Origin of the sequence: Aminobacter sp. BE322 (genome assembly GCF_050433525.1) — a bacterium.
Classification (GTDB): domain Bacteria; phylum Pseudomonadota; class Alphaproteobacteria; order Rhizobiales; family Rhizobiaceae; genus Aminobacter.
In genome coordinates this window covers 13,556-25,695 of the sequence record NZ_JBNPXB010000004.1, presented here as the reverse complement: position 1 = coordinate 25,695, position 12,140 = coordinate 13,556, and the positions used below count along the sequence as shown (strand labels likewise).

Annotated in this window: 17 protein-coding genes; 13 read left to right on the top strand and 4 right to left on the bottom strand. The window is 66.7% G+C overall.

Annotated elements, in window-relative coordinates:
- Positions 1-151 precede the first annotated feature (151 nt).
- Both J2X50_RS08205 and J2X50_RS08200 read left to right on the top strand, forming a co-directional pair.
- Positions 152-493, top strand: a complete 342-nt coding sequence (locus J2X50_RS08205; protein WP_429093822.1) for an ArsR/SmtB family transcription factor — start codon at positions 152-154, stop codon at positions 491-493.
- A gap of 27 nt (positions 494-520) precedes the next feature.
- Positions 521-1,009, top strand: coding sequence for an SRPBCC family protein (locus J2X50_RS08200; protein ID WP_429093820.1), 489 nt, complete (start codon positions 521-523; stop codon positions 1,007-1,009).
- 63 nt (positions 1,010-1,072) lie between these two features.
- Here J2X50_RS08200 and J2X50_RS08195 read toward each other — a convergent pair whose 3' ends face one another.
- Positions 1,073-1,381 carry a hypothetical protein gene (locus tag J2X50_RS08195; RefSeq protein ID WP_347967174.1) on the bottom strand — a complete coding sequence of 103 codons (309 nt, stop codon included), beginning with the start codon at positions 1,379-1,381 and terminating at the stop codon, positions 1,073-1,075.
- A gap of 262 nt (positions 1,382-1,643) precedes the next feature.
- Here J2X50_RS08195 and J2X50_RS08190 point away from each other — a divergent pair, with 262 nt between their 5' ends.
- Entirely contained in the window at positions 1,644-2,093 is a 450-nt protein-coding gene (locus J2X50_RS08190; protein WP_429093818.1) for a glyoxalase superfamily protein, read from the top strand.
- Positions 2,094-2,143: 50 nt separating this feature from the next.
- Here J2X50_RS08190 and J2X50_RS08185 read toward each other — a convergent pair whose 3' ends face one another.
- Positions 2,144-3,337, bottom strand: coding sequence for a chloride channel protein (locus tag J2X50_RS08185; RefSeq protein WP_429093816.1), 1,194 nt, complete (start codon positions 3,335-3,337; stop codon positions 2,144-2,146).
- Between the two features lie 203 nt (positions 3,338-3,540).
- Here J2X50_RS08185 and leuD point away from each other — a divergent pair, with 203 nt between their 5' ends.
- The 4 genes from leuD (at position 3,541) to J2X50_RS08165 (ending at position 6,421) form a co-directional block, all read left to right on the top strand.
- Positions 3,541-4,146, top strand: coding sequence for a 3-isopropylmalate dehydratase small subunit (leuD, locus tag J2X50_RS08180; protein ID WP_429093815.1), 606 nt, complete (start codon positions 3,541-3,543; stop codon positions 4,144-4,146).
- 235 nt (positions 4,147-4,381) lie between these two features.
- The gene (locus J2X50_RS08175) at positions 4,382-5,212 is read left to right on the top strand and encodes a hypothetical protein (RefSeq protein WP_429093813.1); all 831 of its coding nucleotides are present in this window, start codon (positions 4,382-4,384) and stop codon (positions 5,210-5,212) included.
- 10 nt (positions 5,213-5,222) lie between these two features.
- On the top strand, positions 5,223-5,603 hold the full coding sequence (locus J2X50_RS08170; RefSeq protein WP_429093811.1) for a RidA family protein: 381 nt from the start codon (positions 5,223-5,225) through the stop codon (positions 5,601-5,603).
- A gap of 17 nt (positions 5,604-5,620) precedes the next feature.
- Positions 5,621-6,421: an endonuclease/exonuclease/phosphatase family protein gene (locus J2X50_RS08165; protein ID WP_429093809.1), complete on the top strand. Its 801-nt coding sequence runs from the start codon at positions 5,621-5,623 to the stop codon at positions 6,419-6,421.
- A 22-nt stretch (positions 6,422-6,443) separates the two neighbouring features.
- On the opposite strand, the gene J2X50_RS08160 is transcribed toward J2X50_RS08165, so the two are convergent.
- On the bottom strand, positions 6,444-6,668 hold the full coding sequence (locus J2X50_RS08160) for a type II toxin-antitoxin system VapB family antitoxin (protein WP_429093807.1): 225 nt from the start codon (positions 6,666-6,668) through the stop codon (positions 6,444-6,446).
- A 146-nt stretch (positions 6,669-6,814) separates the two neighbouring features.
- Here J2X50_RS08160 and leuB point away from each other — a divergent pair, with 146 nt between their 5' ends.
- On the top strand, positions 6,815-7,918 hold the full coding sequence (gene leuB / locus J2X50_RS08155) for a 3-isopropylmalate dehydrogenase (RefSeq protein ID WP_429093806.1): 1,104 nt from the start codon (positions 6,815-6,817) through the stop codon (positions 7,916-7,918).
- Between the two features lie 73 nt (positions 7,919-7,991).
- On the opposite strand, the gene J2X50_RS08150 is transcribed toward leuB, so the two are convergent.
- Positions 7,992-8,765 (bottom strand): DUF805 domain-containing protein, encoded by a 774-nt coding sequence (locus tag J2X50_RS08150; RefSeq protein ID WP_429093804.1) that lies wholly within the window; start codon positions 8,763-8,765, stop codon positions 7,992-7,994.
- A gap of 141 nt (positions 8,766-8,906) precedes the next feature.
- On the opposite strand from J2X50_RS08150, the gene J2X50_RS08145 reads away from it, so the two are divergent.
- From J2X50_RS08145 to J2X50_RS08125, 5 genes are all read left to right on the top strand, one after another.
- Positions 8,907-9,038: a hypothetical protein gene (locus J2X50_RS08145; RefSeq protein WP_347967184.1), complete on the top strand. Its 132-nt coding sequence runs from the start codon at positions 8,907-8,909 to the stop codon at positions 9,036-9,038.
- Between the two features lie 106 nt (positions 9,039-9,144).
- Entirely contained in the window at positions 9,145-10,179 is a 1,035-nt protein-coding gene (locus J2X50_RS08140; protein ID WP_429093802.1) for an aspartate-semialdehyde dehydrogenase, read from the top strand.
- 234 nt (positions 10,180-10,413) lie between these two features.
- Positions 10,414-10,581, top strand: coding sequence for a hypothetical protein (locus J2X50_RS08135; RefSeq protein ID WP_429093800.1), 168 nt, complete (start codon positions 10,414-10,416; stop codon positions 10,579-10,581).
- 149 nt (positions 10,582-10,730) lie between these two features.
- Entirely contained in the window at positions 10,731-11,636 is a 906-nt protein-coding gene (locus J2X50_RS08130; protein WP_429093798.1) for a bestrophin family protein, read from the top strand.
- Positions 11,637-11,727: 91 nt separating this feature from the next.
- Positions 11,728-12,108 (top strand): hypothetical protein, encoded by a 381-nt coding sequence (locus tag J2X50_RS08125; RefSeq protein ID WP_429093796.1) that lies wholly within the window; start codon positions 11,728-11,730, stop codon positions 12,106-12,108.
- The last annotated feature ends 32 nt before the right edge of the window (positions 12,109-12,140 follow it).

Sequence of the window (12,140 nt, the reverse complement as noted above, 5' to 3'; positions counted from 1 at the left end):
CGCAAGGGCTCTGCCCGCCTGCCCGCCGCAGGCCCTCCCCCCGACGGGGAGGGCCTTTCCTTGCCGCGCCCTGGAGAAGCCCCAGCGACCGTCTGGACAACGCAGCCGATCTTTTATATAACCAAATAGTTATCAAAAGCGAGTTCATGAGATGACGCTGTCCGAACGCCTCGACGCCACCTTTGCGGCGCTTGCCGACCCGACGCGCCGGGCGATCCTCGCCAAGCTGATCGGGGGCGAGGCGACGGTGATGGAGCTGGCCGAGCCCTTCGACATGAGCCAGCCGGCGATCTCCAAGCACCTCAAGGTGCTGGAACGCGCCGGCCTGATCTCGCGTGGCCGCGACGCCCAGCGCCGGCCCTGCCGCATCGAGGGCGCGGCGCTCGCCGAGGCCGTGGGCTGGATGGAGGAATACCGCAAGGTCTGGGAAGGCAACTACAGGCGGCTCGATACCCTGCTTGCCGAATTGCAGGCGCACAAGGGCAAGGCCTGAGCCGAAAAGCGACACGAGGAGAGGACGATGACGCACCGACTGGAAGTGACGACACCGAGCCCGCGCGAGATCGCCATGACGCGCGTCTTCGACGCGCCGCGCGACCTGGTCTTCGACTGCTGGACGATTCCGGCGTTGCTGAAGCGCTGGATGACCGGGCCGGACGGCTGGCGTTTTTCGGTCTGCGACATCGACCTGCGCGTCGGCGGGAACTACCGCTTCGTCTGGCAGCACGTCGACGGCCGCGACATGGGCATGACCGGCACATATCGCGAGATCGTCAGGCCCGAGAGGCTCGCCAGCACCGAGCTCTTCGACATGGACTGGACCGACGGCGAGGCACATGTGACGCTGGTGCTGACCGAAAGGGACGGCCGCACCACCTCGGTAATGACGGTTCTCTACAGCTCGGAAAAGGTCCGCGACGGCGCAATCCAGGTTGGCATGGCCGATGGCGTAGCCGCCGGCTACGACCGGCTCGACGACGTGCTGGCAGAACGGGTGGCGGCCGAGTAGAGCACCACTATCCGCCACGATCCCGCGCCTCGGGCGGGTCCTCGCGCGGCCGGGGAGAAAACTTCAGCGGCAGGCGCGGAGAAAATTGCTGCCGAAGACATCGATCCGGCAGCCCGGCCGGACCACCGGCACGTCCGGCCTCGGGGTCGGCTGGTTGGCCGTCTGGCGGTCGACCTCGCGCAGCCGCTGCTGCCGTTGCTGGAATTCGATGCGCCGTTCGCGGTTCTCGAGGATCTGCAGCTCGTCGAAGCGGCCTTCGCGGATCAGCGTGTCACGGTCGGGCTGGCCCACCAGGCCGCCTGCGAACGCCTGCGCCATGCCGCCTAGCAGAACGGCAGCGGCAAGCAGAGAGCTTTTCGCAAGATTCGGCATCCAATTCTCCCGCATCGTCCGCGCAAGGCTCAAGGTAGTGCTTGGCGCAGCCGATGCAATGGGCGACCAAGCCATTGACGTTGCGTCGGCTTCTCCCTATCTGAGCGCGGTCAAGGGCGGGAAGCCCCTGCCGCCCGCAGCCGCAAGGCACGGTGAAGCTTCCCTCGAAAATCTCGTTTCCCTGTCGATGCGACGGCCGAAGCGGCAATGCGGGCTCCCGATTTCGAAAGACGCCGTTCGCCAATCGCGAAGGAGCGAAACCATGACCAACGGTCAGACCCCGACCGACTACAAGACCAATGCCCGCAGGCTGCGCGACGCGCTCGCCGCCGAGGGTTTCGACATCAGCCACGCCAAGGCCCTCGAGCTGGTCGCCAAGCAGAACGGCGCCCGCGACTGGAACACGCTTGCGGCGCGTCCGGTAACAGCGAAGGCCGACGAGCCCAAGGGGGCCGTACCCTTCGGCGTCGGCGAGACCGTCGCAGGCACCTTCAACGGCAACCCGGCCAGGGGCCGCGTCATCGGCCTCGAAGAGACGATCAAGCCGGATCTCTGGCGCGTCACCATAACCTTCAACCCGCCGGTGGACGTGTCGACCTCGAAACTGTTCTCGTCGGAACGCCGGCGCATCCAGATGGTGGTGGGCGCCGACGGCCGCTCGCGGCGCCTGACCGGCACCGAGACCGGCGTGATGGCGCTCGCACGCGCCTGACCGGCACGGGCCGCCGTCACGACGGCGGCCCTCGAGGCCACCTTCGGCAACTAGTGTTCCTGCTTTGGCGCGAGCAGGCTGCCGGCATAGCCGCACAGCGCCCCGACGCAGATCGGGCCGAACAGCGAGCCATCGACCGCGAACAGCATGATCAGCACCGCAGCGATCGGCCGGCCCAGCCCGGCCGTGGCGGCGGCGCTCATGCCGGCGGCGATCGCCACCGCCGGTGCGATGCCGGGTGCGACGGCAAGCACCGACGCCCCTGCGGCAGCGCCCGCGAAGATCAGCGGAAAGATCGCCCCGCCCAGCCATCCCGTCGACAGGCAGAGCACCGCGGCCATAACCTTGAGCGCGCCCAGCAGCAGCAACGCCGCCATGCCGGCAGTGGCCGCCCATTCGAGCATGCCGGCAATCTCGCCATGGCCGGAAAATCGGAGCAAGGGCAGCATCGCAGCCAGCAGGCCGAAGGCCACGCCGCCGGCGACGGGCTGCCAGAAAGCCGACGGCAACACGCGCCGGACCAGCCCCTTTGCCGCCGGCAGGGCAAAGAGGAACAGCACGCCCACCGTGGCGCCGAGCAGCGCGGGGACGACGGCCAGGACGAGATCGCTTCCATCTCCCGGCGGGGAGTACGCCGGCAGCTCGATGCGATGGAAGCCACCCGACAGCAGCAGCCGCGCCGCCAGCAGGAACCCGAGCAGCCCGCAAAGTCCGGCGAGCAGCAGCATGGCGCGCGGCGCCTCGGGCTTGTCGTCGGCATAGGCCGCGCCGCCGAGCGGCGAGCCATAGAAACCGGAAAGCGCTCCGGCGGCGCCGGCTTCGCCAATGACCCGCATATCGGCATGGCTCCGGCCAAGGAAGATCGCAATGGCGGAGGTCAGTTCCGCCACGACCGCCAGCAATCCGGCCTCGGGTCCGACCGCGCCGCCGAACGCGACGGCGACCACCGCCGCCATGCCGACATAGAGGGCGTTGCGTCGATGGATATGCGCCGGGTCGCGCAGGGCCGCGAGCTGCTCGTCGACACCGTCGGTCGCCCCCATCATCCGCGTGAGGCCGATCAGCGCTCCGCCCGCGATCGCCGCGAGAAGAATGTACCAGCGGGCATCACTGACTGCCCAGACAAGCGAGCTGACGCGCTGCATCAGCCAGAGCATCGCCGCCGCGGCAGCGCCGGCGAGCAGCCCCACCCCACCGGCGAGCAGCGCGAGCCTGACAATCTGCGTCTTCGTCAACGATTCCATCCCGCCTCCCCATCGCCCGGAGCATCCATTCTATGGCGAACGGCCCTGCAGGGCCACGAGCGCCGGTCGATCGACTGCGAAGCGCCGCAGCATCGACGGCGCACCCCCGGCTTCCGCAGCGTCTAAACGCTTTGATTCCCGGCCAAGCTTGTGTAAAGCGGGGCAAGCCAAAATCCCCGCAACAGCCAGACGGGCAAAAAGCCATGGAAAAATTCACCAAGCTCACGGGCGTCGCCGCCCCCCTGCCGATCGTCAACGTCGACACCGACATGATCATCCCCAAGGATTATCTCAAGACGATCAAGCGCACTGGGCTTGGCACCGGGCTTTTCGCCGAGATGCGCTACAACGAGGACGGTTCGGAGAACCCGGACTTCGTGCTCAACAAGCCGGCCTACCGCAAGGCCGAGATCCTCGTCGCCGGCGACAATTTCGGCTGCGGCTCGTCGCGCGAGCATGCGCCCTGGGCGCTGCTCGACTTCGGCATCCGCTGCGTGATCTCGACGTCGTTCGCCGACATCTTCTACAACAACTGCTTCAAGAACGGCATCCTGCCGATCACCGTCAGCCCGGAAGACCTGGACAAGCTGATGGACGATGCCGAGCGCGGCGCCAACGCCACCATCTCGGTCGACCTCGAAGCCAAGGAAATCCGTGGCCCCGACGGCGGCGTGGTCAAGTTCGACCTCGACGACTTCCGTCGCCACTGCCTGCTCAACGGCCTCGACGACATCGGCCTGACGATGGAGAAGGCCGGCTCGATCGACAGCTACGAGAAGAAGGTCGGCGAAAGCCGCCCCTGGGCCTGATCGCCCGCTTGCATTTGAATATGCCTGGAAGCCCCGTTCCATCCGAACGGGGCTTTCTTCGTTTCGGGGGAGCGAGTGACGCTCGCGATTCCGTGATGCTGGCAAGCCACAAAGGCCGATTTGGCGCAATGCGGAACGGCTGACACCGCAATGGCGCCATGGCATTGTCGCGCTCCGGGATTCGGAGCGCAACTACGGCCGCTCCGGACGTCACATTGGATTTCGGGAGCGTCGCATGAAGCCGTCCACCCTCCTTGCCTCGATCGCGCTGGCGGGCAGCCTGTCGGTACAGGCACTGGCCCAGTCGGACGAGCCGGTGGAGATCCCCTTCGAAGGCGGCACCTTCACCATCAACGAGACCGAGGACCTCGACAAGATCCTCGCCTATGACGGCAAGGAGCTCGCCCGCAACTACGTCGCCTATTACGAGCGTACCGTGGACCTCAACGGGACCAAGGTCGCCATCTTCGACGTCGGTGACGGCGGCAATGCCTGCGGCCCCGCAACGGTGCTTGCCTGGAAAACGGCGGCGGGCATCCAGTCGACCATCGTCGGCGCCGACGAATGCGGCACCCCGCCGGCGGCCGCCACCAGCGATACGCTCTATTTCGTGCCCTATCTCAGGCCGGGATCGAAGGCACCGGTGCGCAGCTGGTCGCCGCAGGACGGCCTCAAGGTCGCGGGCGAGCTGGGCTTCACGCCGCAGCCCGGCACTACCTGGGCCGACATTTCGCCCGACAAGATCACCTATCCGGCCGACTTCTTCGCCAATGCCGAACTCTATGCGGCGGCCACCGCGCTGCTCGGCGACCAGCTCGAGCAGGTGGCGCTTGGGCTGTCGGTCGCCGGCGAGCCGGAGAAGACGGCTTCGGGCGTGCTCTTCGCCAGCGGCTGCGTGCCGCACGCCTGCGGCAGCGCCGACGCCTTCATCGGCGTCGATGCCGCCGGCAAGAAGCTCTATTTCGCCCAGGCGGGCGAGACGCCGGAGCCCAGGACCTGGCCGGCGTTGGCCGAATGGCCGGGCGACGTGAAGGACGCCATGACCAAGGCCCTGGTCTCGCAGTGAGGCGGACGCCATGCGCAAGCTGATCTCCACCGGTTCGCCCTTCGAGAAGACCGCCGGCTATTCGCGCGCCGTCGTGCAGGGCGACTGGTGCTTCGTCTCGGGCACCACCGGCTACGACTATGACACCATGACCATGCCCGAGAGCGTGGAGGCGCAGACGCGCAACTGCCTGGCGACCATCGCCAAGGCGCTTGCCGACGGCGGCTTCGACATGGCCGACGTGGTGCGGGCGCACTACTACATCACCGACCAGGCCCATGTGGACCTGGTGTTCCCGATCCTCGGCGAGACCTTTGGGGACATCCGCCCCGCGGCGACGATGATCGTCTGCCAGCTCAACAAGCCCGAGATGAAGATCGAGATCGAGGTGACGGCGCTGAAGCGCGGGTAACCACCAGGGGGGATCGCTTGCGCATCCTATCGCTGAACGGCTGGGGCGGCAGGCTCGGCGAGGAACTGGTCAGCTATGTCGGCGCCGCCGATCCCGACGTGCTCTGCCTGCAGGAGGCGACCCGCACGCCCGAGGCGACGGTGCCATGGCTCATCTATCGCGACGGCGGCGAGCTGCCGCAACGGGCGAACCTTTTCGGCGAAGTGGCGAACGCCCTGCCCGGGCACCAGGCCTTCTTCTGTCCAGCCGCCCGCGGTCCTCTCCATGACGGCGACCGGGCGATCCCGTCCGAATGGGGGCTGGCCACCTTCGTCCGACGCTCGATCCCGATCATCGGGCAGGTACAGGACTTCATCCACGGCGGCTTTTCGGCAGATGGATTTGGCCAGCACCCGCGCTCGCGCAATGCCCACGCGGTGAGACTGCACGACTACGCCACGGGGCGAACGACTCTTGTCGTCCATCTCCACGGCCTGCGCGAACTCGACGGCAAGGGCGACACGCCCGCGCGCGATGCGCAGACGAAAATGCTGATCGAGATGATCGGCACGTTGCGCCAAGACGGCGACGGGCTGGTCGTCTGCGGCGACTTCAACGTGCTGCCCGGCAGCCGTATGCTTGCAGCGCTGCGCGACATCGGGCTGGCGGAACTGGTGACGTCCCGCGGCTTCACCGACACGCGGACGTCCTTCTACCGAAAGACGCCGCGCTTCGCCGACTACATGCTGGTCAGCGGCAATGTCGCGGTGCGCAGCTTCGAGCTGGTAGCCGAGCCGGAGGTCTCCGACCATCGAGCGCTGTTGCTGGAGATCGGGTAGCGACAGCGGCGTCTCGCTAAGGCTACTTCTCGCCGTCGAGTGCCCAGTCGGCATCCGGCGCCCAGTCGTTGCGCATGACGCCAAGATCACCTTCCCAACCCATGCCGCGCAACTCTTCGAGAGCAGCCTTCTGCCCAGCTATGGTGACCACCGTCCGCAGAGCGGTTTCCACCGTCGCCTTCTTTGTCGACTCGCCAGTCGCGTTCATCGCTTTCATCATCAAGTCGTCATCGATCTGGATGGTCATGCGCATGATGCACCCATGTGCCTGGACCAGCAAAACGTAGCTGCAAGGGCCCGCCAATTCAAGCAATCCGCGCCTTTCCCGCTTGCACCGGCGCCCTTGCAAGGCTAGCAAGGCCGCGGTTCACGCATCTTTCGGAAAGGTTTCCCATGGCGACGCGCAATCTTCTTCTCCTGCCCGGCGACGGCATCGGCCCCGAGGCCATGGCGGAGGTCCGCAAGCTGATCGCCGCCATGAACGAGAAGCTCGGCAGCGGCTTCCTCATCGAGGAAGGTCTCGTCGGCGGCTCGGCCTACGACGCGCACGGCCTGGCGATCTCCGACGCCGACATGGCCAAGGCGATGGCTGCGGACGCCGTGCTGTTCGGCGCCGTCGGCGGCCCGAAGTGGGACGCGGTCCCCTATGAAGTGCGCCCGGAAGCCGGCCTGCTGCGCCTGCGCAAGGATATGGAGCTGTTCGCCAACCTGCGTCCGGCGATCTGCTATCCGGCGCTGGCCGCCTCGTCGTCGCTGAAGCAGGAGGTGGTCGAGGGCCTCGACATCCTGATCGTGCGCGAGCTGACCGGCGGCGTCTATTTCGGCGAGCCCAAGCAGATCATCGACCTCGGCAACGGCCAGAAGCGCGGCATCGACACGCAGGTCTACGACACCTTCGAGATCGAGCGCATCTCGGGCGTTGCCTTCGAACTCGCACGCACGCGCAAGAACCACGTGACGTCGATGGAAAAGCGCAACGTCATGAAGTCGGGCGTCTTGTGGAACGAGGTGGTGACCGCAACCCACAAGGCCAAGTATTCGGACGTCAAGCTCGACCACATGCTGGCCGACGCCGGCGGCATGCAGCTGGTGCGCTGGCCCAAGCAGTTCGACGTCATCGTCACCGACAACCTGTTCGGCGACATGCTGTCGGACGTGGCGGCGATGCTGACGGGATCGCTCGGCATGCTGCCGTCGGCTTCGCTCGGCGCGCCCGATGCGGTGACCGGCAAGCGCAAGGCGCTCTACGAGCCGGTGCACGGCTCGGCCCCCGATATCGCAGGCCAAGGCATCGCCAACCCGATCGCCATGATCGCCTCGTTTGCCATGTGCCTGCGCTATTCGTTCAACATGGTGGCCGAGGCCGACCGCCTCGAGGCCGCGATCGCCGCGGTCCTCGACGACGGCCTGCGTACCAGGGACATCATGTCGGAAGGCAAGACCGAGGTCGGCACCACCCAGATGGGCGACGCCATCCTGGCCAAGTTCTTCGCCTGATAGCCGGGCGAACGAGAACACGTGAAAGCGGCGCCTCACCGGGCGCCGCTTTTCTTTGTGCTGACGGGATTGCTCAGCCGGCCGGAACGTAGGGCACGGGGATCTTCACGCCCTTAGGCACCGGCCCCCACCTGTTCTCATGCTTCTGCGACGGGATCAGGGTGAAGACGAAAAGGATGAGCCCGCCGACATAGGGCACCAGGATCAGCAGATAGAACCAGCCGGACAGGCCGAGATCGTGGATCCGGCGGACCGTGACCGCGATGCTGGGCAGGATGATCGCCAGGCAGAAGACTCCGACCAGCACGAGGGTCACCATCGGGATGCTGTCGCGGCCCTGGCCGGAGACGGCGGCGACGATGCCGCTGAGCGCGCCGATCGTCAATCCGCCAAGGATGGTGAACAGCACGAAGGCCCAATATTCCTTGCGGCGCGCGCGGCCACCGAAATTGACGTAGTTCGTCGTGATCGCCCGCCAGAAATAGGACCACAGCCCGGTCGCTTCCCCGGTGGCGGACGCACCCGTGTAGGTTGACGCGTCGCTCGGCGCGCGAGCCGGTGCGTAGGATGGCTGTTCCGGCTGGCTCTCCGCCACGCCGCGGCGGCCGAACTGCGGCACCGAACGCCCCGCTTGGGGAATGGGGGCTGCCGTGCGCGCGGTCGGCGCATGGATGGCGAAGACATCGCGGGCTTGCCCGCCGGACGGCGTGAACTCCACCTGGGTGCCCTTGCCCATCGTGGCGGCCTGGCGCATGTCCTCGCGGGCGAAGGCATAGCGGTTGCCGTCGACCCCGGTGATGAAGCCGAAGCCCTCGGCCTCGTCGTAGTGCAGAACTTCCCCTCGCATCGACGCCCCCATCCAGCAAGTGATTTGCGCAGGATGGGCAATGTCGGCGATCCTCGCAAGTCCAAGGAGTGAACGGGCCTTGCCGCGATTGACTCTTTTCCGAAACCCGATAAAAGCGGCGGCGAACAGGGAACCCCTCCGATGCGCGGCCTCTTGATGGCGCTTTTCGCATTCGATTTCCCCGGCCACGACGGAAATCGTGCCGGGCGCGGAGCCGTTTCCCTGCTTTCGACCAAAACCATGGCCAAAACCACCACCACCAAAACGGTGTGATTTCCCTTGGCCTGCTCACCCTCTCCCGGGTCTGGCCCGGGGGTGAAGCCCGCAACGGCCGGCGGGTTTTCTCCAGAAGCGAGCGGAGAGGGACAGGAGTGATCTGATGGGTTTCAAGGTTGCGATCGTCGGCGCCACGGGCAATGTGGGCCGCGAAATGCTCAATATCCTCGAGGAACGCGGCTTCCCCGCCAGCGAGGTGGTTCCGCTCGCCTCGCGCCGCAGCCAGGGCACCGAAGTGTCCTATGGCGACAAGACGCTGAAGGTGAAGGCGCTCGACACCTACGACTTCTCCGACACCGACATCTGCCTGATGTCGGCCGGCGGCAACATCTCCAAGGAATGGTCGCCCAAGATCGGCAAGCAGGGCTGCGTCGTCATCGACAACTCCTCGGCCTGGCGCTACGACGCCGAAGTGCCGCTGATCGTGCCGGAAGTGAACCCCGACGCCATCGCCGGCTTCACCAGGAAGAACATCATCGCCAACCCCAACTGCTCGACCGCCCAGATGGTGGTGGCGCTGAAGCCGCTGCACGACAAGGCCAGGATCAAGCGCGTCGTCGTCTCGACCTACCAATCGGTGTCGGGCGCCGGCAAGGAAGGCATGGACGAGCTGTTCACCCAGACGCGCGCCGTCTTCGTCGCCGATCCGGTCGAGGCCAAGAAGTTCACCAAGCGCATCGCCTTCAACGTCATTCCGCACATCGACGTCTTCATGGAGGACGGTTACACCAAGGAAGAGTGGAAGATGGTGGCCGAGACCAAGAAGATGCTCGACCCCAAGATCAAGCTGACGGCCACCGCCGTGCGCGTGCCGGTGTTCATCGGCCACTCCGAAGCCGTCAACATCGAGTTCGAGGACCCGATCACCGCCGACGAGGCGCGCGACATCCTGCGCGAGGCGCCCGGCTGCCTGGTCATCGACAAGCGCGAAGACGGCGGCTACGCCACCCCGGTCGAAACGGCCGGCGAGGACGCGACCTACATCTCGCGCATCCGCGAGGACGGCACGGTCGAGAACGGCCTGGCCATGTGGATCGTCTCCGATAATCTGCGCAAGGGCGCGGCCCTCAACGCCGTGCAGATCGCCGAGCTGCTGGTCGCGCGCGGCCTGATCCAGCCGAAGCAGAAGGCTGCCTGACGGCAACCGAAATGGCCGGCCGCCTCGGCGGCTGGCCCCACGTAGCCGGTGCGGCGCCGGCCAGTCACCAAAATCCAAGCGAAACGCGACGCGCCCGGGCAGAGGCCGAGGCGCGGTACGCGCCAAGATTGATTCCGGGCACTGCTTCGATACATTGCCATTCGCGGCAGGCGGCGGGCTGGGATATCGGAGACGGGGAGCATGGCGCGCGACTGACTCGACGCCACAGGCAGCATGGCCCATGCCGACACGGGGCGGCCGCTGCGCATCCTGATGACCAACGCCGTCATGAGAGGCCGCAGCGTCACCGAAACGCTGGTGCGCGACATGGTGCTGGCCCTGCGCCGGCGGTTCGGCGGCTCAGGCGTGGCGGTCTCCTGCGCAGGCTCTGGGACAAGCTGACCGGGCGAACCTACGAGAGCTGATCCCGCGTGGGCTCTATCTCGGCAAGCAGCTGAAACAGTTCGACGAAACCGCAGCCCATGTCGCTATTGGAGGATGACACCGGGTCATCCTGCGCACAGTATCGGGCGGAAAGAGGTACCACCCATATGATCGTCCGCCCGCGCACGAATTTGCTCAAGCTCTTCTTCGTCATGCGCGGCTCGGTCGTGCCGCGCATCCTGCCGCAGATCTTCGGCTTTGCCGCCTATGGCGCCCTGGTGGTGGTGGCCGTCAGGCTGCTCGGCCTCGAATTCGGCAACGCCGGCATAGCCCCCTTCGCCCTGCTTGGCGTGGCGCTCTCCATCTATCTCGGCTTCCGCAACAACGCGGCATACGACCGCTGGTGGGAGGCACGCAAGCTATGGGGCCAGCTCGTCTTCGAGATCCGGAACTTTTCGCGCGCAGCCACTGCGATGATTTCCGACCGGGCCGAATTGCGGCCGCTGCTGATGGACGCCCTGGCCTTCTGCCATTTCCTCCGCGGCGAACTGCGCCGGGTCGACACGCGCGACGCGGCACGGCCTTTCATCGGCGACGCGGTGGATGAAATCCATGCGGCCACCAACCGGCCCGACGCCGTGATGCGGCGCATGGGCCAGAAGATCGGCGCGCTGAAGCGCGCCGGCGTGCTGGAGGCGATGGATTACCGCATCCTCGACGAGAGGCTGTCGGCCATCGCCGCCCTCCAGGCCGGCTGCGAGCGCATCATGGGCACGCCGCTGCCCTTCGCCTATACGCTGCTCCTGCAGCGCACCGCCTACATCTTCTGTCTGCTCCTGCCCTTCGGCCTGGCTGGTTCCGTCGGCTGGGCGACCCCGCTGTTCACCGCGCTCATCGCCTACACCTTCTTCGGCCTCGACGCGCTGTCGGAGGAACTTGAAGACCCGTTCGGCATGGAGGCCAACGACCTGGCGCTCGACGGGCTCTGCCGCGTCTGCGAGATTTCCGTGTTCGAGGCGCTGGGCGAGACGCCGCCGCCGATGCTGGCGGCCGAGAACTACTTCTATTCGTGAGGCCGGGCGGGCGTCCCGAAAATGTCGCAGCCATCGGCGATTTTCCGCCAACGCTGAAAATGCTAACTCTCCACCGAAGCTGAAGGTTTGCATGATCGGACTTGGCCGCAACAGATGGAGCATCGGGGCCGCGCTCGCCGTAGCGCTGATCCTCATGCTGCAGACCGCGGCCGGAGCGCTCGCCCTCGGCAAGGGTACGCCGCCACTCGACATCTTCGGCAATCCGCTCTGCATCACCTCGAGCACAGATCACACGGCGCCGGCCAAGAGCGACCACCCGAGCCTGCCCGAATGCTGCACCCTCGGCTGCAACATGTTCGCCGCGGCGATGGCGTCGCCGCCGGACGGCGCCACTCTTCCGGTCGGGCGGTCGCGCGAGGCTGTAGTCGTTCTCCAGCCTGCACGGCTCGCTCCGCCGACGGCACCGGATCACGACCCAGGCAGTCCGCGCGCGCCGCCGCCGGCGGCCTGACGCGCGCAGCCGGGACGCCGCGGCGGCCCGAC

What these genes read in the sequence shown, in the direction of transcription:
- J2X50_RS08205 (WP_429093822.1), top strand. Translation starts at nt 152, where the DNA reads ATGACGCTGTCCGAACGCCTCGACGCCACCTTTGCGGCGCTTGCCGAC.
- J2X50_RS08200 (WP_429093820.1), top strand. Translation starts at nt 521, where the DNA reads ATGACGCACCGACTGGAAGTGACGACACCGAGCCCGCGCGAGATCGCC.
- J2X50_RS08195 (WP_347967174.1), bottom strand. Translation starts at nt 1,381, where the DNA reads ATGCCGAATCTTGCGAAAAGCTCTCTGCTTGCCGCTGCCGTTCTGCTA.
- J2X50_RS08190 (WP_429093818.1), top strand. Translation starts at nt 1,644, where the DNA reads ATGACCAACGGTCAGACCCCGACCGACTACAAGACCAATGCCCGCAGG.
- J2X50_RS08185 (WP_429093816.1), bottom strand. Translation starts at nt 3,337, where the DNA reads ATGGAATCGTTGACGAAGACGCAGATTGTCAGGCTCGCGCTGCTCGCC.
- leuD (WP_429093815.1), top strand. Translation starts at nt 3,541, where the DNA reads ATGGAAAAATTCACCAAGCTCACGGGCGTCGCCGCCCCCCTGCCGATC.
- J2X50_RS08175 (WP_429093813.1), top strand. Translation starts at nt 4,382, where the DNA reads ATGAAGCCGTCCACCCTCCTTGCCTCGATCGCGCTGGCGGGCAGCCTG.
- J2X50_RS08170 (WP_429093811.1), top strand. Translation starts at nt 5,223, where the DNA reads ATGCGCAAGCTGATCTCCACCGGTTCGCCCTTCGAGAAGACCGCCGGC.
- J2X50_RS08160 (WP_429093807.1), bottom strand. Translation starts at nt 6,668, where the DNA reads ATGACCATCCAGATCGATGACGACTTGATGATGAAAGCGATGAACGCG.
- leuB (WP_429093806.1), top strand. Translation starts at nt 6,815, where the DNA reads ATGGCGACGCGCAATCTTCTTCTCCTGCCCGGCGACGGCATCGGCCCC.
- J2X50_RS08150 (WP_429093804.1), bottom strand. Translation starts at nt 8,765, where the DNA reads ATGCGAGGGGAAGTTCTGCACTACGACGAGGCCGAGGGCTTCGGCTTC.
- J2X50_RS08145 (WP_347967184.1), top strand. Translation starts at nt 8,907, where the DNA reads ATGCGCGGCCTCTTGATGGCGCTTTTCGCATTCGATTTCCCCGGCCAC.
- J2X50_RS08140 (WP_429093802.1), top strand. Translation starts at nt 9,145, where the DNA reads ATGGGTTTCAAGGTTGCGATCGTCGGCGCCACGGGCAATGTGGGCCGC.
- J2X50_RS08135 (WP_429093800.1), top strand. Translation starts at nt 10,414, where the DNA reads ATGGCCCATGCCGACACGGGGCGGCCGCTGCGCATCCTGATGACCAAC.
- J2X50_RS08130 (WP_429093798.1), top strand. Translation starts at nt 10,731, where the DNA reads ATGATCGTCCGCCCGCGCACGAATTTGCTCAAGCTCTTCTTCGTCATG.
- J2X50_RS08125 (WP_429093796.1), top strand. Translation starts at nt 11,728, where the DNA reads ATGATCGGACTTGGCCGCAACAGATGGAGCATCGGGGCCGCGCTCGCC.